This window comes from Yersinia rohdei ATCC 43380 (assembly GCF_000173775.1).
GTDB lineage: Bacteria > Pseudomonadota > Gammaproteobacteria > Enterobacterales > Enterobacteriaceae > Yersinia > Yersinia rohdei.
In genome coordinates this window covers 1-22,137 of record NZ_ACCD01000030.1, presented here as the reverse complement: position 1 = coordinate 22,137, position 22,137 = coordinate 1, and the positions used below count along the sequence as shown (strand labels likewise).

Sequence of the window (22,137 nt, the reverse complement as noted above, 5' to 3'; positions counted from 1 at the left end):
CAACCGATTACGCTCTGTATAATGCCACGGCAATATTTTATCTTTTTACATTCACCTTGGTGAGATATTGCCCATGCTACGTATCACGAAAGAAGCTCTTACATTTGACGACGTTCTCTTGGTTCCAGCCCACTCCACAGTCTTGCCTAATACGGCAGAACTTGGTACTCAACTGACTGCAACTATCCGCCTGAATATCCCGATGCTGTCCGCAGCAATGGATACTGTTACCGAAGCTCGTCTGGCCATTGCGCTGGCACAAGAGGGCGGTTTAGGCTTCATCCACAAAAATATGTCTATTGAACGCCAGGCTGAAGAAGTCAGTCGGGTGAAAAAACACGAAAGTGGCGTAGTGACCGAGCCACAGACTGTGACTCCAACCACAACCCTGCGCCAAGTTAAAGAACTGACCGCCCGTAACGGTTTCGCCGGTTATCCGGTAGTAACCGAAGATTACGAGTTGGTTGGGATCATTACTGGCCGTGATGTTCGCTTTGTTACCGACTTAGAGCAACCTGTGACTGCGGTTATGACACCGAAAGATCGCTTGGTTACTGTCAAAGAAGGCGAAGCCCGCGAAGTTGTGCTGCAAAAAATGCATGAAAAGCGTGTCGAGAAAGCATTGGTTGTTGACGACAGCTTCCACCTGCGCGGCATGATAACCGTAAAAGACTTCCAAAAAGCAGAACGTAAGCCGAACGCCTGTAAAGACGAACATGGCCGTTTGCGTGTGGGTGCTGCTGTTGGTGCGGGTGCCGGTAACGAAGAGCGTATTGATGCTCTGGTGGCTGCTGGTGTTGATGTGTTACTGATTGACTCATCTCACGGCCATTCCGAAGGCGTTTTACAGCGTATCCGCGAAACGCGTGCTAAATATCCTAACCTGCAAATCGTGGGCGGTAACGTCGCGACAGGGGCTGGAGCTAAAGCTTTGGCTGATGCCGGTGTCAGCGCGGTCAAAGTGGGTATCGGCCCAGGTTCAATCTGTACAACCCGCATTGTTACTGGCGTTGGTGTTCCGCAAATAACCGCTATTGCTGATGCGGTTGAAGCGCTGGAAGGCACTGGTATCCCGGTGATTGCGGATGGCGGCATTCGTTTCTCTGGTGATATCGCTAAAGCCATTGCGGCGGGGGCTTCTTGTGTCATGGTCGGCTCTATGCTGGCGGGTACTGAAGAATCTCCGGGTGAAATCGAACTCTATCAAGGCCGTTCATTCAAATCTTACCGCGGTATGGGTTCGCTGGGTGCGATGTCCAAAGGCTCTTCAGATCGCTATTTCCAGACCGATAATGCAGCCGATAAATTAGTCCCTGAAGGTATTGAAGGGCGTGTGGCGTACAAAGGTCTGTTGAAAGAGATTGTGCATCAGCAAATGGGGGGCCTGCGCTCATGTATGGGGCTGACTGGCTGTGGCACCATCAACGAGTTACGTACCAAAGCGGAATTTGTCCGTATTAGTGGTGCGGGTATTCAAGAAAGCCATGTGCATGATGTGACGATCACGAAAGAATCCCCTAATTATCGGATGGGCTAATTTCAGTGGCTTGAACCGGCGAGTTTGGTCATCGTCCGCTGCTAGCAGTGCTTATTGACCTTGTGTCAACTGTACATGCTGTGTGGCGGGCGTTAACCAACGGTTTGGTTTCGCTCACTGGTATACTTTCAATTATTTGATTTTATTAAAAACCCTGGACTTGCCTCACATGACAAAAAATATCCATAAGCATCGCATCCTTATTCTTGATTTCGGCTCGCAATACACCCAATTGGTGGCGCGTCGTGTTCGTGAAATCGGAGTCTATTGTGAACTATGGGCGTGGGACGTGACCGAAGCCCAAATCCGTGAGTTTAATCCCAGCGGTATTATTCTTTCCGGTGGCCCCGAAAGTACCACTGAGAATGACAGCCCACGCGCGCCTGATTATGTGTTCACCGCAGGTGTTCCGGTGCTGGGTGTGTGCTACGGCATGCAGACGATGGCTATGCAGTTGGGCGGCAAAGTTGAAGGTTCAAATCAGCGCGAGTTCGGTTATGCGCAGGTTGAAATTAAAACTGACAGCGCACTGATTCGTGATATCAAAGATGCCATCAATCCTGCCGGTGAAGCGGTATTGGATGTTTGGATGAGTCATGGTGACAAAGTCACGGCGATCCCTGCTGATTTTGTGACAGTTGCCAGCACTGATACTTGCCCGTTTGCCATTATGGCCAATGAAGACAAGCATTTTTATGGTGTGCAGTTCCATCCTGAAGTGACCCATACCAAGCAAGGCCAACGTTTGTTAGAACGTTTTGTGTTGGATATATGCGCCTGCGAAGCATTGTGGACTCCCGCGACCATTATTGAAGATGCAATTGTTCGCCTACGTGAGCAGATTGGTGAAGACCACGTGATTCTTGGTCTGTCCGGTGGTGTAGATTCATCCGTCACCGCTATGCTGCTGCATCGTGCCATTGGCAACCGCCTGACTTGCGTATTTGTTGATAATGGCCTGCTGCGATTAAACGAAGCCAACCAAGTATTGGAAATGTTCGGCGATAAATTCGGTCTGAATATTGTCCATGTGGCGGCTGAAGATCGTTTCCTGACCGCATTGGCGGGGGTTGATGAGCCAGAAGCAAAACGTAAAATTATTGGTCGCGTGTTTGTCGAGCTATTCGACGAAGAAGCTTGCAAGCAAGAGCAAGTTAAGTGGCTGGCACAAGGCACAATCTACCCAGATGTGATTGAGTCTGCGGCCTCTGCTACCGGTAAAGCACATGTCATCAAATCTCACCATAATGTGGGCGGCTTGCCGAAAGAGATGAAACTTGGGCTGGTAGAACCGCTGAAAGAACTGTTTAAAGATGAAGTGCGAAAAATTGGTCTGGAACTGGGCCTGCCGTACGACATGCTGTACCGTCACCCATTCCCAGGCCCTGGTTTAGGGGTGCGAGTCCTTGGCGAAGTGAAGAAAGAGTATTGTGATTTACTGCGCCGCGCCGACGCCATCTTTATTGAAGAGCTGCATAAAGCGGATCTGTACAATAAAGTCAGCCAGGCCTTTACCGTCTTCCTGCCGGTTCGTTCTGTCGGGGTGATGGGCGATGGGCGTAAATACGACTGGGTTGTTTCACTGCGAGCTGTTGAAACTATTGATTTTATGACGGCACATTGGGCACATTTGCCATATGACTTCCTGGGCCGTGTTTCAAATCGTATTATTAATGAAGTAAATGGTATTTCTCGCGTAGTTTACGATATCAGTGGTAAACCACCTGCGACTATTGAGTGGGAATAAATCCCTTTTCTTGATAAGAAATTTCATCTGATATAAACGAAGCCCTCGAGATATTCTCGGGGGCTTTTTAGTTTGTGTGTCAGTTGTGATAAAAACGAAATCTTTGTTTTTATAATAAATAACCCATAAAAAATGGATTTATTTCTAATGAATTATTCTATTAATTAAAATCTCTGTATGTGAGTATGAAAAGGTAAATCATGACGTATCCACTCATGCAAAAATAGCATGTCTCTACATACTTCTTCTTTAAAGGTGAAGCATGAATAGAAACTGTAATATAGGTAAGCTGTGTTATGTGGTGATATTTATCTCTTTCAATGTAATGTCTGATAGTTTTCATGCTGAGAATGTCTGTTTTTACTCTGGAGATAATTATACTGAAAAAGGTGACTCGAGAAAGTTTTGTGTCCCAATTTACACAGAGGATGAATGGCTATTTAGGCAATGGAATAATAATATATCCTCTATTAAAATCCCACCCCATATTAGAGTCGATATCTTTAGTGATTTTTCATTCACTGGACAATCAGCCTCACTTTACCAAGACACTAATTCGGCGGATTTGAGAGCTAACGGGTTGATTGCGAATATAAGTTCTTATCGCGTATTGCCTAAGAATTTATATCCTGACGACAAGCGGATTTCTTTTAAGTATAACTCTAACTTATTCTCGGAAAAATATTTTGGCTATAATTATTATGCAAGTCGTGGGCATAGTATTATCTTAACCAGAAAAAAAACACCCATAGATATCGATGGGCGAAGCTCCTCAATATTTTATAGCCATAGTGGGCAGATAATGACGGCATTTTCTGGCGAAGGCTTTGATCGTAATATCTATTGCTTGCATCCAGAAAGTCTGAGGAAGGGGGGGAGAGCCGCCGATGTGGGATTTACTTATTGTGATATTGCAAATCCTGGGCAGAGCTGGCTGCCAAAAAAAATAAATGAAAAGTTCGTTTTGGTGAATCAGGGGACAGAGACTAACTTATCACTAGATAATAATGGTTTTTATATTGATTTAACGCTCGTAAATAATTCTGCTAATCACTTGCCAGGCCGGAATAGACAATATCATCAACCAACATCTCATATGAATGCAGACAGTATATGGTTTGATGAAGAGTATATTGAAAATCTTAAATCATCTGCAGTTAGACCCTTCCTACAATATAAAGAAACACTCGAAGTAGTAGATGAATTAGAATATCGTGATGTTGTCGTACAGCATTTGAATGAGCCAGATGATATTAATCTCTATTTGGGAGGGAAAGGTTACGAAGAGGATATTTACTATAATGCTGAGAATAATTATTTAATCGCTTACAACAAGTTATCTGATGGGCGGGCATTAACAGAAGCATCCTGTCTGTCATTGATTAATATCGGACTTGCACCTTACTCATCTGTTTTTTTTACCTATAGCCGCAGTAGTTACAGTGATTACTCTATTGGCTATCGTTGTGATAATGCCACTTCTTATCATATGCACTCACACCGGTGGTATTTTATCACTGATAGTGATCATCGCTACTTAGTCAATGGGCATGAAAATAAGGTTTTACATTTTTATCTAAATGATAAACCACAAAAAATGAATTTTCGTGGTGTTTTGACCGGGCCTAAATTAGGTGAGCGCATTGGCAAAGTAATTAATTTCAGTGAACGAAACTCACAGGATGCCATATTTATTAATAATCAGGGATTACGTTATGCACTGGATGTGGAAGCCGGGGTTTGTGGGCTGACAGGGGCAAGTAGTGGTCATGGCACTTATTGTGGGGCACTGAATACATCCTGGTCTGCAACCGATGCCAGGGTACAGAGTTCCCATCTTCATCATTTCTATATTCCTTGGTTGCTAGCACAAATAGTGACTAAGTTGCAGGAGGGGGCAGGGGCAGATGAGACTGATGCATTTCTGCAAAAAATTGAGGTGCTGCAAAAACAGGTTGAAAAAAATAGTCAGCCACCAACCGATAACAAAATTTTACGGCAAACCAAAGTATTATTAATTGAATTTTTGCACACTTATAACTTAATTAAATACACTGAGATATGGCATCAAGTCGCTTATGTCCTTAATCGTGTTGATGCTTTTCTTGAGCTGGATAAGAGCTAGATAATATGGTGGAGGAATATATTTATTTTTAATTTTTCTTGCTGTTTGTATTTGCGCGATATTATTAAAATAAAACTAAATGTTTAGTGCTTTAATTTGTTGGTAAATATAACAGATGATGTTGTAAAATTATTGTGCGGTGAGTGGTAACATTTATCGATCTTTTAAAATAAGGGAGTTTAAGCTCCCTTATTTTTTGTTGGTTTATCGATGCGGTGAGATGATAGTTGTTAAAATAGCGGAGATTTTGGTGAAGAATCTACTGATAAAATTATCATTTTCTTTGTTTTCTTCTAAATTTAGGACTATGGGCTTATCAAGTTCTCCCATTTCTAGTTGTGGATTTGGTGTTTCACTTATTAAGTCTTTATTATCTGTTGCTGTTATAACTATCGCCTCCATATTACTATGGTTTGATGTTTTTACTAGGTGTTCTGTCGCTGATTGAGCTTTTGTAACATCAGTTTGAATAGCTACATCAGCTTGAATAGCTACATCAGTTTGAGTAGCCACATCAGTTTGAGTAGCTACATCAGTTTGGACAGCCACATCAGCTTGAATAGCCGCATCAGGTAAAATGTTGTTAATAAAGTTCTTTAAAGTTTGTAGACTACTACTTGCTGTTTCTTTGTTTAGCACCGAAAAATCAAACTGATGAGTATTTTGGATCTCTTTTGCTAGCTCAGCCTTGTTATGAATATCATTTTTCCCTGAAAAATACTCAACAAGCCGAGTGGCGGTATTAACTGATTTATTTTGCACTTCGTCATCAGCAACATAATTAAGGTTACCGCAAATGTTCATAATATGAATCATTGCTGCTTTTTCTATGCTGTTCTTTTTGTCTTGGTCACCATTTTCATAGTGAAATTTTAATTCATTAACAGCATTGTTCTTCAATAATGTTTCTGGTGAGTTAGACCAAGTTGATTGAGCCATAGGTGGCCTATCTGATGATATTGCTGTTGTAAAGTCTGCCATTTTTAATATCCTTTTAACTGGTCAAGTTTTTACTATAGCATTGACCTTTTCCTTAAATAAATATTTCACTTTATAAATCAGTGCTTAACCTTATTATGTTTTTTGGTAAATGTTATCGATATTAAACTTATTTAATTTTTACAATATGTCTCTATTTTATAATTTTTGATGTAAATCCAAAGCATTTATTGCCATCGCTGATGAGCTGAATTTTCTCTTCAATATCTGTTTGGTGTTAAAAACAGGAAAATGACGTCAGATTTTTATAGTTGTTTTATATAATACTTAAGACTTTATGCTACCTTGTGGAAAACACTGAATAATGCCAGCCTAGGGGCGTTGCGGTGCCGCAGAGCACCACATTCTTGGCGGCTGGTTAGGAGGAGTATGTACGTTCAACTCACTGTTTTCTCTTCAATTATGACCTTTAACACCCCATTTTTGACCATAAAAAATACCAATATAAGTGCTGGGGTGAATTTATGAAGCGAATTAATGCACTCACTATTGCCGGAACTGACCCAAGCGGCGGTGCCGGTATTCAAGCTGATCTGAAAACCTTCTCTGCATTACAGGCCTACGGCACCAGTGTTATCACCGCATTAGTGGCGCAAAATACCCGTGGCGTGCAGTCGGTCTATACCATCGAGCCGGCTTTTGTGGCGGCCCAATTAGATTCTGTATTGAGTGACGTGCGGATAGATAGCGCCAAAATAGGCATGCTGGCAAATGCCGCTATTGTTGAGGTGGTTGCCACACAGCTACGCCGCTATCCCATCCCATTTGTGGTGTTAGATACCGTGATGGTCGCCAAAAGTGGTGACCCGTTGCTGGCACCAGAGGCGGTTGATGCGGTACGCCAGCTGCTGCTACCTAAAGTTTCCTTAATTACACCCAATTTACCGGAGGCAGCAACATTACTCGGCTGTCAGCACGCCAAAAATGAGCAAGAAATGTGTGAGCAAGGGCGGGCACTGTTGGCTTTAGGTTGCCAGGGCGTGTTGATGAAAGGCGGGCATCTGAGCGGCGAAGACAGCCCAGACTGGTTGTTTACCGCCCAAGGAGAACAGCGTTTTGTTACTCCTAGAATTGCGACCCGAAATACCCACGGCACCGGTTGCACCTTATCCGCGGCACTGGCAGCATTGCGGCCACGGCACACCAACTGGGCCGAGACCCTAAATGCCGCCAAGCAGTATCTGCAAGGCGCGCTGGAGCAGGCCGATACCCTCGAAGTTGGTGAGGGGGTCGGGCCGGTGCATCATTTTCATCAATTCTGGTAATCCCCTTCGCCCTTGACGCGGCGGCGGTGTTAGCGGCATTCGTGCGCCCGAATCACTTACTTGAGTAAGCTCATCGGGACTTACTCACTGGCTGCCTTGCCGTCACGCCAATGTCTTTGGGGATGTTATTTGCCCTTAGTCATTCTTACTGGGCCAGCAAATAGCGCTGAGCCATTGCAAACATCGCGATGGCGCGCTGTAGATGATTGGCATCAAAACGGTTAAGCAGGTAGCTGTCGGCTCCTTTGCGTGGGCGAATGCGCAATGAAAGTTTCGGCTCGCCAGTTTCATCCTTGATAAGGTCGAACTGGTAGGTGCCGATGTCTTTTTCATCCTCTCGCCAGGAAATCTGTACCGCAGGTAATGGATTTTCCGCCGTCGGTTTCCTGATGGCGAAAAAGTATTCACCGGCCCAGAACCCGGCGTAATCCCCGTCAGCTTGTAAATGTTTGGTTTTGAAAATCGGGGCGGAAATAAGCTGGCTAATGGCATCAACAGTGATTTCTTGCTGTGTTTGCTGCCACAATGGGGCGTCATTTTCTAACTGCCAGCAGGCTGCACCCAGATAATCATTAAGTTCACGCCAATCATTATCCCATTGTTGCCGTAACTCTTCGTCGAGCACATTGCGATATTGCTGCATACCGCTGGGTTGATCTCCCAGGGCTTCGTAAGTGATTAACTCCATCGTGCGCGGTTTGCGGCGAAAACTCATCCACAGCACCATTTTAGGAATACGAAACTCAATCGACTGAATACTTAACCGATAGCTATCGCCTTTATTCACCACAAAACCATTGGCGGTGCCGCGTTTATTCTGATAATTCCGTATCACCACCACGCTATTTAACCCCATCCAGCCGGTAACATAGTGTTCGCTGTCAGAGTTAGCGACATCCAGGTCAATCACCATCTGGATGATTTTATCACTCTCAAGTTTGCTAAGCGGATGGACATCTCCGGCAGAGTAATACAGCGTCTTGGGTGCTTCGGGTAACTCAAGGGTTAACATGGCATGGCCTTTATCGGAAGTTTGTGCACGAGAGAGTTAGCGGCTCATCGTTATATGGTTTATAGCTTACCTCAAGCTGTCATACAGATTGTGGTATAACGAAAATTAGGATGAAAATTCGTGCTATGGATCAACTTTTCCTCCCGTTGAGGGTCATAGACATGCAAACTAATATCACGCCTGCAAATTTACCATTCAATGTCTGGCGAGTAGATTAATCAGATAATAAGGATTTTCGATAATGAAAGGTCATAAAACCGGCCATTGTCTTGCTGCTGCGGTGATACTCACTGTCAGTTCTTGGGCGGTGGCACAACCCGCCACCCCTGTTGCGCCACTACCTCCTCAAACAGTACCAGCCAAACTCCTTGCGACCACTGGCGACCTTATGCAACAGCCGGTGTATAAAAATAGCTGGCAAAAAATGGTAAAGAGTCAGAAAAACTTGCCGACATGGGCGCGTAAGGGCGTCGGAACATCCGCCCCTTATGAAGTAATAAATTGGCAAGGGCAGCAGTATAAAGTGGGGCGGATCTGTAAACCCCATGATTGCAGCAATAATTTTATGTGGGTTGCATTTAGCCGGGATAAAAAACAAACTATGCAAGCATGGGGCATGCGCGTTTCGGTAGATGATAAACCCCAAGCGCTTGATAATCCGAGCCAGTTTGCCACTTATCAATGGCTGGGCCGCCCCAGTGAGCATGTTCAGCTCATGCTGAAAAAACAGTTACAACAAGACCCTAACTGGCACTAACTCATTGTCATGCTTTTTAAAAAAGTCTGTATCTTATAGATTGCGAGTTGCAGGAGGGCGGCAAAGGACATTACCCCAATGACTTTACAGCCTCATGTGAGTCTGGGTTATTGGATGTCGCCAGCACTCCTGCAATGTCAACATGAAGAAAAGTATCAGCCCACTCCGGCCTGATGTAAGTCATGCAGATTGATAGCGCCGACCAGCTTCCCATCCAGATTTACCACAGGTGCAGCACTGATATGATGCTGGTGCAGTGCTTCCAGTGCTTCACCGGCGCGCCATTGCTCGGGTAATCGGTAACCCGGGCGGGTAATGGCGGGTTCGAGAGGTTGTTGCAAGGTGCCCCCTTTGACCAACCAGCGGCGTAAATCGCCATCGGTGAAAACACCCACTACCCGCTGCTGTGGATCGCAAACTGCTACCAGTCCTAATCCGGTGCGGCTTAGCTCCAGCATAGCTTCCATGACAGTGTCGGACTCTTTGACCACCGGCAAGCGCTCACCGGTTCTCATTAAATGATGGACTCGGTTAAGCAATCGGGCACCCAAACTGCCGCCGGGGTGGGAGCGGGCAAAATCGTCAGCATTAAATCCACGATGGCGCATTAATGCCATGGCCAGCGCATCTCCCATCATCAATGTATTGACGGCGCTGGAGGTCGGCGCTAATCCCATTGGACAAGCTTCGTGTTCAACACTGATATCCAGCACACAGGCTGCGCCCTGTGCTAAGGGTGATTCTTTACTTCCGGTAATGGCAATCACCGGAATGTGGCTATCTGCCAATAACGGCAGGATCATATCTAGCTCTTTGGCCCGGCCCGAATAGGAGATAAAAATCAACACATCTTGCTGGCCAATCATGCCCAAATCACCGTGTAATGCTTCGGCAGGATGCACGAAAAAGGCCGGAGTGCCGGTGCTGGCCAATGAAGAGGCGATTTTTTTGCCAATATGACCGGATTTGCCGATTCCAGAAACAACGGCCTTGCCAGTGCAAGCCAACAATAATTCACAGGCGCGCACAAAGTTGTCATCTAATCGTGATAACAAGCGCTGTGCTTCGGTCAGTTCAATTTCCAGTGTTTCTCGGGCATAGGTAAGCAGTGGGTTAGTCATCTTTATCAACCAGAATGATGTTAATGCCCTTATCCTGTAGTGCCTGCAAGTATTCGTCACTGATACCTTTATCTGTAATCAGGGTATCGACGGCACTGAGTGCGCATACAACATTTGGGCTTTTACGGCCAAATTTGGAAGAATCGACCAGGAGAATGATGCGACTGGCGGCGTGACACATCGCGGTGCTGACATGATAAACTTCGTTAAACGTGGTGACACCGGCATTAAGATCAACACCATCTGCGCCAATAAACAGCTTATCAAAACTAAACTTATCAAAAGCAGATTCTGCCAGGCTACCATGAAAAGAGGCGGAGCCTTTACGGTAAGTCCCGCCCGGCATCAAGATTGTCTGATCGTTATCCAACTCAACCAGTTCGTTGACGATATGCAAACTGTTGGTCATCACCGTAATATTGTTGAATTGTGTCAGGTGCGGCACCATTTGCAGTACGGTGCTGCCGGCATCAAAAACCAGGCTATCACCGTCTTTAATCAATTTACTGGCAGCTTTAGCAATTTGTTTTTTCTTTTCGGTATTAATATGCGTTTTACGATCAATGGGTTGCTCAATATCGTCGCGATTTAAGACCACCCCTCCGTAAGTGCGGATCACCGCCCCTTCATGTTCTAGACTGGTTAAATCTTTACGGATAGTGGTGCCCGTAGTTGAAAAATGCTCGGCGAGTTGATCGACTGCCGTTTTACCGTGTTGCTGGAGATATTCCAGGATAGCGACTTGTCGCTGCTTTGGTTTCATAGCGATACCTGCTCAAGTATTTTCATTGCCCCTTTTTCAGGTATTACTTTCACATGAAAAAGAATAGCTTTCATTGTGAAAATATCATGATTTCGGTTTAATCGCTAATGATAGTGCAGTTTGACATGCAGTATCCGCAGGGAAGATCACATCCGGGATTAAATCCTGTTGATGTAACCCATGAAGGTGAGTTAGTGGGCGCGGGCGGGCAAAAACACTGATTCCGCGCATGATCATGCTGTCACTGACGCGCATATTTTCATCAAAAGCCAGCGCCATCACTACTCTGGGTTTAAAACGCCCACCAGAACGGCCAACACCAACCGATTTACTGTGCTGGCATAACCGGTCAAAAGCACGATTAAACTGATTGATTTGCCACCAACCAAGCAAGCTTTGCAGTACCCAGGCGATGATGACAATGGTGATTAGTGCAGATGTGGGAGTCATATCTCTCTCTTTGCTTTTGGTGTTCCCGAATCACCGGTGCGAGTCAGTAATTCGGGATTCTCCGGCGGCTGGGTTAAAACATAACCTGCCCACCCGTGATATTAATTGATTGGCCGGTGCAATATGCCGCTTTATCACTGGCGTAGAACAACAAAGTATTTAATACATCTTGATAATCGCAGCCACGTTTTAGCGGCACTTTATCGGTATAGTATTTCTCAACTTCGTCAGTCTTAATGCCCAACTTTGCAGCGTATTGTGGCAAAAGAGACTGGAACATCGGCGATTTAAGCAAATTACCCAGCATCAGAGAATGCACCGTGATACCGTAATCAGCCAGATCCAGTGCCAATGATTGTGTCAGGCCGACACCGCCAAATTTTGCAGCACTGTAACCAGAGTTGTGTTTGCTGCCCACTTTACCTGATTTGGAATTGATTTGGATAATACGCCCAGCAATACCATCACGAATCATCAGACGGGAGAATTCACGGGCACATAAAAAGTAACCCACCAGGTTTACTTGCAATGAGCGGTCAAAATCATCCAGCGGGAAATCAGTAATAGGTGCGGCTTTGGCAATACCGGCGCTGTAAACCAGTAAATCAGTTTGATGAAAGCGCAGGTCGACGGCTTTTGCCAGCATTTGTACGCTATTTTCATTAGTCGCATCAACCTGGAAACCTTGTGCGCTGCCGGCACCATATTCCGCATTAATCTGAGCGGCTACCAACTGGGCATTATCTGAATTTAAATCAGCAACAGCCACTTTATAACCGGCTTCTGCCAGACCCTGGCATAAAAATGCCCCTAAAGTTTGCCCACCGCCGATAACTACTGCTACTTGTGTCATATACACCTCCAATGCCTTTGGTACTTAACGTTGCGCTGGTGAATGGTTACCATGCTACAACGCCAGTGACCTTGGGTATAACTCAATAAATTAACGAATAAATTTCAATGAACTGCCGACAGAAATATCACTGGGTGTTGGGCCTGCGACATGAATGGATCCGGGGAACTCAGGTTGCTCATCACCATTAAAACGAATAGTGACGTGGCCCAGTTCGCGCAGATTCTGGGTGGCAACTTCCCCCACCGCCGTGATGACATAGCGCTGTTGTGCTAATTCCATGATGTTTCCTGCCTGTAATTCCCCATCGGTAGTGCTGTGCTGGTGAATAAAACAGAACTCTTCAATATCTTTGGGCGCGCCTTCACGGAAGGTGATGAGCATGTCATCCAACAGCGCCTCGCGGGCGCTGTCACCGATATTGATAATTGTTGTCTGATAGATAGTATTCATACGTAATCCTTAACCGTTGAATGTATTACAGAAATTTTGTTTGAATCTGGTTGCTGTTATTAGTTTTACTGATAAATAAAGGCTGAGGCGGCCCAGGCAATCAATACTGTTGGTGCCCCTGTCAAGAAGCGTCCCACCAGCACTGATGGAACCCCGACCCGCACGGTATCTTGCTTTGCTTCCGCCAAAGACAGGCCCACCGGGATAAAGTCACACGCCGCCTGAGCATTAATCGCAAATAACGCTGGCAGGGCTAATTGTGGTGGGATATTCCCCAAACCAATTTGAACCCCAACCAATACGCCGATGACTTGCGCAATAACAGCCCCTGGGCCTAAGAAGGGTGATAACAATGGGAAGGAGCAGATCAAGGCTAAGAGCACCAACCCGATTGGGCTGCTAGCCAAAGGTGTTAAGCCGTGGGCAATAAAATCACCCAAGCCAGAGGCCATGATGATGCCGATTAATGCCGACACAAAAGCCATAAAAGGCAGAATGGTTTTCAGCACCGTATCAATGGTGTCACGACCGGACTGGAAGAACACGGCAACGACAGAGCCCATGCCCATGCCAACTTTTGCCAGCAAACCATCACTTTGTTCGGTGATTTTCTTACTGGTGTCGTAATCACGCGCCCCTTTGGTGGCGGTGGTTTCGGCGGCTTTAGGTGCCACTGGTGCTGAACCAGCAGCCACAGCAGGGTCAGTTGCAGTCACTTTGTGGATGTTTTTCTCACGCACTCCGGAAACATAAATATCTTCCAGTATGTATTGCGCCATCGGCCCGGATTGACCAGTCGAATGGATATTAACTGTCGGAATACGGCGCTTAGGATAAAGGCCGCAGCGCAAGGTGCCGCCGCAGTCAATAATAGCGACCGCGATTTCCTCTGCTGGAGGCTCGCCTTCTTTAAATCCATCAACCGCTTCCCAGCCCGTCAGTTCGCTGATGAGGTCGATAATGGCCGGACGGGTACCGGCGGTGATATAGACAATTTTTTTACCTGGGACGATTGGTAATATTAATGGGCCACCCCAGCCGCCTTCGCCTTTTTCAATCCGGATAAATTCACTCATGATCTGCTCCACACGTTAAGTATTTAACTTAAATATCAAAGTTGTACGGTGCGATCCAAACGGATGCCCATCTTGCGTTCAAAGATAGATGTCGTCAGATCAGTAACCCAGCCACGGAAGAAGTTGGTGAACAACCCGACCAAGAAGTAGCTCACCGCCAGTGGGCCCAATGGCAGCCCCAGTGTGGTTAAGCCGCTGGCGATACCGAGGAAGACGAACAATTCACCTGGGTTAATGTGTGGGAACAAACCATTCATTGAGTGACAGCTATAAGAGGCCGCTGCGTAATAACTTGGTTTGTACTTTTCTGGCATAAAGCGCCCAAGACTTAATGTCATTGGGTTACAGAATACAAAGGTACCGATCAGGGGGAGTAATAAATAACGGGAGACGGGGTTGCCCGCGCAACGTTGTGCTAATCGTTCAATTCTGTCCTGACCGACAAACTTAATCAGGGCATTCATAATAACCAACAAACTGATTAATAAAGGTAAAATCCCGGTGACCATGCCAACAAAAACTTCTCCCCCTTTTTGGAAGAGACCGATAAACCATTCGGCTCCATGGGTGATAAGTTCAATCATTTTTCTTCTCCTGTAATCGAGGTTATGGCTGTTTTTTATAAAAATAAATATCATGTTCTGTGTGATAAAAGAGTTCAAAATGCGAGGTGTCAAAATGAACTTCAGCATCTTGTCTGTCGCCATGTGCACTACCATAATCATTTTTTAGATCTATTTATCGCATATAGATCACACTTTGAAAGATAAATCTTTCAAATAATGAATTTAAAATGAAAGAAAAAAAGATTGAAATGAAAGATTTTGTGGGGAAAAGTAAAGAAAATAGAGCTAATACACTGTCGATGCGGGGTTTTATACCAATAGGCGAATTAATAAAGTAGAGGATAATCAGGGGCTAGCCAATGCCAGCCCATGTCAAATTCATTACCCTAGCAAATCACAATTGGGTGGAAGACGGCATTGAATAGCATTGGGGATGACTTCAATGCGAAAATGTTTACCTGAGAGGGGCTCACCATCCAGATTAAAGGTGATGTCGTGAGGGGCTGTGATGTCGAGCCAAGGTAAGGATGTTTCAACCACATTTTTGTTTTTCTCACCACTAAACACGCTGGCGAGCAAGGCGGGCAATAATTCTTCGGCGGTGAGTAAACGTAATTGCAGCAGGCCATCATTAATCAGTGCATCCGGGCAGAGCGGTTGCCCGCCACCGGCTTGCCGGCCATTGCCTATCCCTATCACTAAGGCATCACCAGACCATGCGAAATCAGGGCCACGTATTTCACAGCTGTCTGCTTTAATGGCATCCATGCGCATCAGGCCATGAATAAAGTAAGATGCGCCGCCAAGCACTGCTTTGAGTTTGTCGGGCGTTTCGGTAGTGATGCGGGTGCCAAAGCCACCGGTCGCCATGTTGATAAAATAGTGCTCGCCATTAACTTGTGCTAAATCGATATCAACCGCTCGGCCTTTAACCGCCAATTGCATTGCATTTTCTATTGGCAGTGGAATATTACAGCTGGTGGCAAAATCGTTGGCGGTACCCAATGGTAAGATACCCAAACTGGGGCGGTTAGCGGCGGGCACGGCCATCAGCGCATTTGCCACCTCATTGATTGTGCCATCTCCACCACCGGCAATGACAGTATCGACACCCAGTTCGGCAGCTTCTTTAACATACCGCTTTGCATCTCCTTGTTCCCAAGTGACGCGAACATGCAGTGTTAGCCCTTCTTCGCGCAAGTTTTTGACGGCATTACGAACATCCAGATTTCCCGATTCCTTACCATTAAGGATTAGAAGTGTATGTGGCATTGGCGTCATAACTTGCTCCAGATCATTTCTACAATAAGGATAACAATACTCCATACTTGTTTAATTTACCTATTAGATTATTCCAGAAATAGCCGTAAGTATTACAGCTAGTTTGGCGTAATAAACGCAGGTTTAATTTCGCTGGGGATATTTTTTGCGAGGGAATATTTATTATGCTGCGTGAAATAATTGATAATATTAGAGTACGTTATTATTAACGAATCGCTTAATAAATACCATTAATAATAAATCAATGAAAAACAATGAGTTGAAATGCCAAAAGAAAAGGCCAGCCCAAGGGAGATTGGGCTAGCCAAGGAGGTGGTTCCTAGTCTTGCTTTAAACCTTTTTTAGTTCTTTATTGTACTCGAACCATGCTACCCCAATGTAATTATAATTGATGTGATCCATTTCTAATATTTGCTAAAAATGCCACCTTGGTGATGGCATTATTTTTTATTGTTTTTTGTTACGCTTTTTCATGGGGATTTCGGCTATTTGTCCCATTTAGATTACGTATCAGTAAGCCATATTCTACATTAATATCCTCTGGGATCGGCAAATACATGATATGCCCATTACCCGGCGCAATATCGGCTGGCTGGCCTTTTTTATCCTGCATGCTTTCGAGTGTAAACTGGATATTACCGCCTGGCGTCATCAGTTCGACGCTGTCACCGACAGAGAATTTGTTTTTAACCACGACTTCAGCCAGGCCATCACGGCGCACACCAGTAAATTCCCCGACAAATTGCTGACGTTCTGAAACTGAATAGCCATATTCGTAGGTTTGCTGTTCTTCGTGCACATGGCGGCGCAGAAAGCCTTCGGTATAACCCCGGTGAGCCAGACCTTCCAATGTGGTCAGTAAGGTGGGGTCGAACGGCTTGCCAGCAACCGCATCGTCGATAGCGCGGCGGTATACCTGGGCGGTACGCGCGCAGTAATAAAACGATTTAGTCCGGCCTTCAATTTTCAGCGAATGCACGCCCAACTGAGTTAAGCGCTCTACATGCTGAATGGCACGTAAATCTTTGGAATTCATGATGTAAGTGCCATGCTCATCTTCAGTCGCCGTCATATATTCGCCGGGGCGCTGGGCTTCTTCAATCATAAATACTTTGTCAGTTGGCGCGCCAATTCCCAGGGTCGGTTCGACATTTTTTACCGCAATTGGCTGGTGGATATGCACAATATTGCCAATTTCGTCTTCTTTCCCTTCCTGGACATTATATTCCCAGCGGCAGGCATTGGTGCATGTCCCCTGATTTGGGTCGCGTTTATTGATGTAGCCGGAAAGCAGGCAGCGGCCAGAATAGGCCATGCACAGTGCGCCGTGGACAAAAATTTCCAGTTCCATATCCGGCACTTGTGCGCGGATTTCTGCAATTTCTTCCAGTGATAATTCGCGGGAAAGAATCACGCGCGTTAATCCCATTTGCTGCCAGAATTTGACGGTAGCCCAGTTGACGGCATTCGCTTGTACTGACAGGTGGATATCCATCTGTGGAAATGCCTCGCGCACCAGCATAATCAGGCCCGGATCAGACATAATCAGTGCATCTGGCCCCATATCAATCACCGGTTTTAAATCGCGCAAGAAAGTTTTCAGTTTGGCGTTATGGGGGGCAATATTCACCACCACATAGAAGCGTTTACCCAATGCATGGGCTTCCTGAATACCTAAGGCCAGATTTTCGTGGTTGAATTCATTATTTCGCACTCGCAGGCTGTAGCGCGGCTGGCCGGCATAAACCGCATCCGCACCATAGGCAAAGGCATAGCGCATGTTTTTCAGTGTACCGGCGGGTGATAATAATTCCGGTGTAAAAGGCGTGTTTGATGCAGGGGTAGATAAAGGCATAAATAGCGGCTCTCAGTCTGAGTTCAAGTCAGAACCACGCCCGAAGGGGTGGCTAAAAGCTCGGGATTGTAATCGGGTTTAAGCAGAAAAACAGCCATTGCACAATCTTTGTAAGGTTTAAATGATCTGGATCAATTTAACCGATTTTGAGTGATTTTCGCGGCGAATAAATCAGCTGTTTTTTGAGTGTGGGACGCCATAAGATGCGCGGTCAGATGCCCCGCGCAGCTATTTTTAGGTAAAAAATGTAGGTAACAATATCGGTAAAAATGTCGGTAAAACGCTATCCAATGATTAAAAATTACTGTGTCAAATCTTTGATTGTGGTGGTCGGGCCATTTTTCATTACTGAGGCGATACCATTTTTAGCCGCAGTGTCGGAACTGTAGGATTCACTGATACCAATAACCTGATGATTTTTGGCTTTTAATACGAAATACGGCTCATTTTTGGTGTTGTGCTTTAGCTCATACTGACTTTCATGCGGGGAATTACTTTGCACTGAGGATATCCCATTGTCAGCCGAGGCTCTGCTGGCATACATCTCACTGGAGAGAATGATTTCACCATTGCTGGCTTTCAGATTGAAATGGTATTGCCCATTCTTGGCTTTTTTAATTTCATAGTGACCCATGGCCATAGTTTTGCTCCTATTGGTGGTGGTGACTCTAATCAGTGTAGTCAAGGGCTCCTGCACCACCAACATAATGCAAACTTAGCGCAGCTTAATTACAGCAACCGGCAGATTTCTGCCTCCCAGCGATACCCCATACCATAGACTGCGCGGATAAAGGGTTTTTCACCATCAAGAGCTTCCAGTTTACGCCGCAAGTTTTTGATATGGCTGTCAATAGTGCGGTCGGTAACCACGCGGTAATCGTCATACAGGTTATTTAATAATTGTTCGCGGCTAAACACATGGCCGGGTTGAGTGGCTAATATTTTCAGCAGACGAAATTCTGCTGGGGTCAATTCCAGCATGTGCCCTTGATAGCTGGCTTGAAAGCGGGATTCATCAATTATCAGTGTGGCGGTGTCGCCCGCTTGTTCTGGTTGCTGTTGGCAGCGGCGCAAAATAGTTTTGACCCTTGCGACCACTTCCCGTGGGCTATAAGGTTTGCAGATATAATCATCGGCACCAATCTCCAGCCCCAGTAAGCGGTCAATTTCTTCTGTTTTTGCTGTAACCATCATGATGGGGACATTAGAAAAACGGCGAATTTCACGGCAAATGCTGATGCCATCAAGACCCGGCAGCATTAAATCCAGCAAAATAATCGATGGCGGGGCTTGGCGCACTGCATCAATGACCTCGGTGCCTTTGGTCAGCCACTGCGTGCGGTAACCGGCAGCTTGCAGATAGTCGACCAGCAACTGCCCGAGCTTAGGCTCATCTTCAACAATTAATACATAACCAGACAGACTGGCAGACTGCAGCGGTTCGTGCATTACCATGAATTACCCTATGGAAGTGAGTAGGGGAAAGACTACCGTAATACGTAGGCCACCCAAAGGTGAATGTTCCGCGCTGATTTTACCGCTATGGGCTTCAACAATATTGTGGCAAATCGCCAAACCCAGCCCCGAGCCGCCGCTGGCGCGGTTGCGCGAGCTTTCAGTGCGATAAAAACGCTCAAAAATGCGCTGTAATTGCTCGTCACTCAGCCCGGGTTTCGTGTCCTGCCACACCAGAATTAATTCTTCTTCTTGTAGCTGGGCGCTAATTTCCAACACCCCGTCTTGGTTAGTGTAGCGCAGACTGTTTTCCAGCAAGTTATGAAACAGTTGGTTGAGCCGGTCGGGGTCACCAAACATGATGGCGTGTTCAGGTAGGTGGGCGGTGATGGTCATGTTTTTGTTCTGAAAGCGTCCGCGATAACTGGCGATGGCAACTTGCAATAGCCGTACTGCATCCAACTGGGTTTTGCGGTAAGCCAGTGCACCGCGATCAGATAGCGATAACTGGTGCAGGTCATTGACCAGCTTGGTCAGGATTGCCACTTCCGCTTGTAACGAAATCAATGACTCCGGTGTTGGCTGGCGCACTCCATCCTGTAATGCTTCCAGCTCACCGCGCAGCACCGCCAGTGGGGTGCGCAACTCATGGGAAACATCGGCCATAAAGTCGCGTCGCATTTGTTCATTTTTTTCCAGCGAACTGGCCAACTGGTTAAAATCCTGAGCCAGACGGCCCAGCTCATCACGGCTGCTAACGGCCACCCGAGCACTGAAATCACCCGCAGCCAGTCGATGGGTACCTTCCACCAGACGTTTGACGGGAGCCAACATCCCACGGGATAAAATCCAGGTTACGGCTGCGGCCAGTAAGGTCGATAAGGCGACAATTATCCAACTGGTTTGGCGCTGTTGTTTATCAAAGTTAATGTCTGCATTGCGGGTCAGTTTTTCCGGCGGGGTAGATATTACCCAGCCAACCACTTGTTTATTCACAGTTATTGCCCTGCGTCTGGCATCATTTGGCAAACGGTCACTGTGCCCGACCAGCAGATTTTGGTGATTATCAACCACCCAAAATTGAGAGCGCCACCCACGCGGTGGCAGGCCGCGATTGTTATCACCATTTTGTTCAAAAGAGCGCATTATCTGATAAATAACTTGGTCATTGTTACGCAGAAAATTCCAGTTGCCGTTGTGCTGGTACTGCACTTCGAGGGCATCTGCTAGCATATTGATCCGCTGTTCATTGCTTTGCTTTATATAATCGATAAAACCGCGCTCGAAGCTGGCTCTGATACCCCAATGCATAGTAATCAACACCAGCATGCAGGTGGCAAATATGGCCATAAACAGTTTTCCGGTAATGCCGATTCTCATTGTTTTTCACCTGTTTTATCGGTTGGTCGGCTGCGGGTCAGATTGCGGTTAGTGCCATTATCCGGTGGCACGCGGTTAAATATCAGTGCTGGCAGGGCAATAATGATGGCCATGCACAGATAGCTGTATAAAAATGCACTGTGGGTTGCAGGGGTGTTGGTTGTCACCTGATGATTGGCGAAAATACCCAGTAATATCCCGGCGGTGCTGACCCCTAAGCTCATGGATAACTGCATTACCATCGACAACAGGCTATTGCCGCTACTGGCCAGCCGATTGGGTAAATCTTTCAAGGTTAAGACATTCATCGTAGAGAAGCGCAATGCATTAAGCACTCCCTGGAAAAATAGCACTACCGGCAGCAGTAACGTCCACCCCATTAGGGCGACCATTGGCAAACTTAAACTGACCACCGCCAGCAACAATGTGGCGTAGACCAGCACCCGCCGGTAGCCAAACCGGTTAACCACGCGCACAATAATCCGCTTCATCCCCATGCTGCCGATAATCATTGGGATCATCATTAATCCGGCATGGAAGGGGGTAAATCCCAGCCCAATTTGTAAAAATACCGGCGTCATAAAGGGCAGCATGGCGCTACCGATACGGGCGCTCATACTGGCCATCAGGCCAAGAGAATAAGATTTATTTTTGAACAGCCGCAATGAGAACAGGGCCGAACTGTTGCCACGGGCATGCCACCAGTAACCCAACAGCGCCGATATTCCGCAAAGTACCAAACCCGCAATTGCCAGTGGGGGTAAGCCCAAGCCATTGTGGCCATCCAACGCCAGTGTCAGGGTTGCCATGCCGATAGCCAGCATGAGAAAACCACTGATATCAAAACGCCGAGTGCGGGTGGTGTAATTGGGCATCAACAGCAAAGTAGCCACTGCGCCAATCACCCCGACCGGTAAGTTGATCAGAAAAATCCAGTGCCAACTGGCGTATTCTACTAAAAACCCCCCCAGTGCCGGGCCAACCAATGGCCCAATTTGACCCGGCAGAGTGACAAAGGCCATCGCCGACATATATTGCTCACGCGGGACGATTTTCATCACGGTCAGACGACCAACCGGCACCATCATGGCACCGCCAATTCCCTGCAGGACGCGAAAAGAAATCAACTGATTCAGGGTTTGTGCTTGCGCGCACAACAGTGAACCGAGGGTAAACAAAATAATCGCCGAGAAGAAAACCCATTTCACACCAATACGATCAGCCAGCCAACCACTGGCGGGCAGCATTACCGCCACTGTCAGAACATAAGAGACAATAACCGACTGCATGCGCAGCGGATTTTCGCCCAGACTGGCCGCCATTGATGGCAGCGCGGTGTTGACGATGGTGGTGTCCAGCGTTTGCATGAAGAAGCCGAAGGCAACTATCCATAACTGCCAGCGTATACTCGTCATCTTCCAACCCGCTGATGCGTTGGCCGC

The 22,137-nt window shown here is 46.4% G+C and carries 20 protein-coding genes; 5 read left to right on the top strand and 15 right to left on the bottom strand.

Going from position 1 to position 22,137, the window contains the following annotated elements; all coding sequences use genetic code 11:
• Nucleotides 1–73: 73 nt before the first annotated feature.
• The 3 genes from guaB (at nt 74) to YROHD0001_RS0118535 (ending at nt 5,409) form a co-directional block, all read left to right on the top strand.
• Complete coding sequence (gene guaB, locus YROHD0001_RS02995; protein ID WP_032817870.1) at nt 74–1,537, top strand: IMP dehydrogenase; 1,464 nt, start codon at nt 74–76, stop codon at nt 1,535–1,537.
• Between the two features lie 169 nt (nt 1,538–1,706).
• Nucleotides 1,707–3,284 (top strand): glutamine-hydrolyzing GMP synthase, encoded by a 1,578-nt coding sequence (gene guaA / locus YROHD0001_RS03000; protein ID WP_032817869.1) that lies wholly within the window; start codon nt 1,707–1,709, stop codon nt 3,282–3,284.
• Nucleotides 3,285–3,546: 262 nt separating this feature from the next.
• Entirely contained in the window at nt 3,547–5,409 is a 1,863-nt protein-coding gene (locus tag YROHD0001_RS0118535; RefSeq protein ID WP_032817865.1) for a hypothetical protein, read from the top strand.
• A 204-nt stretch (nt 5,410–5,613) separates the two neighbouring features.
• On the opposite strand, the gene YROHD0001_RS03005 is transcribed toward YROHD0001_RS0118535, so the two are convergent.
• Entirely contained in the window at nt 5,614–6,390 is a 777-nt protein-coding gene (locus tag YROHD0001_RS03005) for a hypothetical protein (RefSeq protein ID WP_032817862.1), read from the bottom strand.
• 482 nt (nt 6,391–6,872) lie between these two features.
• Between YROHD0001_RS03005 and thiD the strand changes: the two genes are divergently transcribed.
• Nucleotides 6,873–7,673: a bifunctional hydroxymethylpyrimidine kinase/phosphomethylpyrimidine kinase gene (gene thiD / locus YROHD0001_RS03010; protein ID WP_004716143.1), complete on the top strand. Its 801-nt coding sequence runs from the start codon at nt 6,873–6,875 to the stop codon at nt 7,671–7,673.
• Nucleotides 7,674–7,818: 145 nt separating this feature from the next.
• On the opposite strand, the gene YROHD0001_RS03015 is transcribed toward thiD, so the two are convergent.
• Complete coding sequence (locus tag YROHD0001_RS03015; protein WP_004716142.1) at nt 7,819–8,685, bottom strand: hypothetical protein; 867 nt, start codon at nt 8,683–8,685, stop codon at nt 7,819–7,821.
• 241 nt (nt 8,686–8,926) lie between these two features.
• On the opposite strand from YROHD0001_RS03015, the gene YROHD0001_RS03020 reads away from it, so the two are divergent.
• A complete protein-coding gene (locus tag YROHD0001_RS03020; protein WP_004716141.1) occupies nt 8,927–9,442 on the top strand; it encodes an inhibitor of vertebrate lysozyme family protein in 516 nt (171 codons plus the stop codon).
• 155 nt (nt 9,443–9,597) lie between these two features.
• Here the strand turns inward: YROHD0001_RS03020 and gutQ are convergent, their stop codons facing one another.
• From gutQ to mdtD, 13 genes are all read right to left on the bottom strand, one after another.
• The gene (gutQ, locus tag YROHD0001_RS03025) at nt 9,598–10,563 is read right to left on the bottom strand and encodes an arabinose-5-phosphate isomerase GutQ (RefSeq protein ID WP_032817860.1); all 966 of its coding nucleotides are present in this window, start codon (nt 10,561–10,563) and stop codon (nt 9,598–9,600) included.
• Nucleotides 10,556–11,326 (bottom strand): glucitol operon DNA-binding transcriptional repressor SrlR, encoded by a 771-nt coding sequence (gene srlR / locus YROHD0001_RS03030; protein ID WP_004716138.1) that lies wholly within the window; start codon nt 11,324–11,326, stop codon nt 10,556–10,558. The genes gutQ and srlR overlap by 8 nt, the downstream gene beginning before the upstream one ends.
• Nucleotides 11,327–11,410: 84 nt before the next feature.
• Complete coding sequence (gene gutM / locus YROHD0001_RS03035) at nt 11,411–11,776, bottom strand: transcriptional regulator GutM (RefSeq protein ID WP_004716137.1); 366 nt, start codon at nt 11,774–11,776, stop codon at nt 11,411–11,413.
• A gap of 73 nt (nt 11,777–11,849) precedes the next feature.
• Nucleotides 11,850–12,629 (bottom strand): sorbitol-6-phosphate dehydrogenase, encoded by a 780-nt coding sequence (gene srlD / locus YROHD0001_RS03040; RefSeq protein WP_032817857.1) that lies wholly within the window; start codon nt 12,627–12,629, stop codon nt 11,850–11,852.
• A gap of 90 nt (nt 12,630–12,719) precedes the next feature.
• Nucleotides 12,720–13,082 carry a PTS glucitol/sorbitol transporter subunit IIA gene (srlB, locus tag YROHD0001_RS03045; protein WP_004716134.1) on the bottom strand — a complete coding sequence of 121 codons (363 nt, stop codon included), beginning with the start codon at nt 13,080–13,082 and terminating at the stop codon, nt 12,720–12,722.
• A 65-nt stretch (nt 13,083–13,147) separates the two neighbouring features.
• A complete protein-coding gene (srlE, locus tag YROHD0001_RS03050; RefSeq protein WP_032817854.1) occupies nt 13,148–14,158 on the bottom strand; it encodes a PTS glucitol/sorbitol transporter subunit IIB in 1,011 nt (336 codons plus the stop codon).
• A 35-nt stretch (nt 14,159–14,193) separates the two neighbouring features.
• A complete protein-coding gene (gene srlA, locus YROHD0001_RS03055; protein ID WP_004716132.1) occupies nt 14,194–14,742 on the bottom strand; it encodes a PTS glucitol/sorbitol transporter subunit IIC in 549 nt (182 codons plus the stop codon).
• A 363-nt stretch (nt 14,743–15,105) separates the two neighbouring features.
• Nucleotides 15,106–15,996: a lipid kinase YegS gene (yegS, locus tag YROHD0001_RS03060; RefSeq protein ID WP_072087070.1), complete on the bottom strand. Its 891-nt coding sequence runs from the start codon at nt 15,994–15,996 to the stop codon at nt 15,106–15,108.
• A gap of 469 nt (nt 15,997–16,465) precedes the next feature.
• Entirely contained in the window at nt 16,466–17,860 is a 1,395-nt protein-coding gene (trhP, locus tag YROHD0001_RS03065; RefSeq protein WP_004716130.1) for a prephenate-dependent tRNA uridine(34) hydroxylase TrhP, read from the bottom strand.
• Nucleotides 17,861–18,161: 301 nt separating this feature from the next.
• Nucleotides 18,162–18,500 carry a YegP family protein gene (locus tag YROHD0001_RS03070; protein ID WP_032817850.1) on the bottom strand — a complete coding sequence of 113 codons (339 nt, stop codon included), beginning with the start codon at nt 18,498–18,500 and terminating at the stop codon, nt 18,162–18,164.
• 89 nt (nt 18,501–18,589) lie between these two features.
• Nucleotides 18,590–19,309, bottom strand: coding sequence for an envelope stress response regulator BaeR (gene baeR, locus YROHD0001_RS03075; RefSeq protein WP_032817886.1), 720 nt, complete (start codon nt 19,307–19,309; stop codon nt 18,590–18,592).
• Nucleotides 19,310–19,318: 9 nt separating this feature from the next.
• A complete protein-coding gene (gene baeS / locus YROHD0001_RS03080) occupies nt 19,319–20,695 on the bottom strand; it encodes an envelope stress sensor histidine kinase BaeS (protein ID WP_032817847.1) in 1,377 nt (458 codons plus the stop codon).
• Nucleotides 20,692–22,110, bottom strand: a complete 1,419-nt coding sequence (mdtD, locus tag YROHD0001_RS03085; protein ID WP_032817883.1) for an MFS transporter — start codon at nt 22,108–22,110, stop codon at nt 20,692–20,694. Before mdtD ends, baeS begins: the two co-directional genes overlap by 4 nt.
• Nucleotides 22,111–22,137 lie beyond the last annotated feature (27 nt).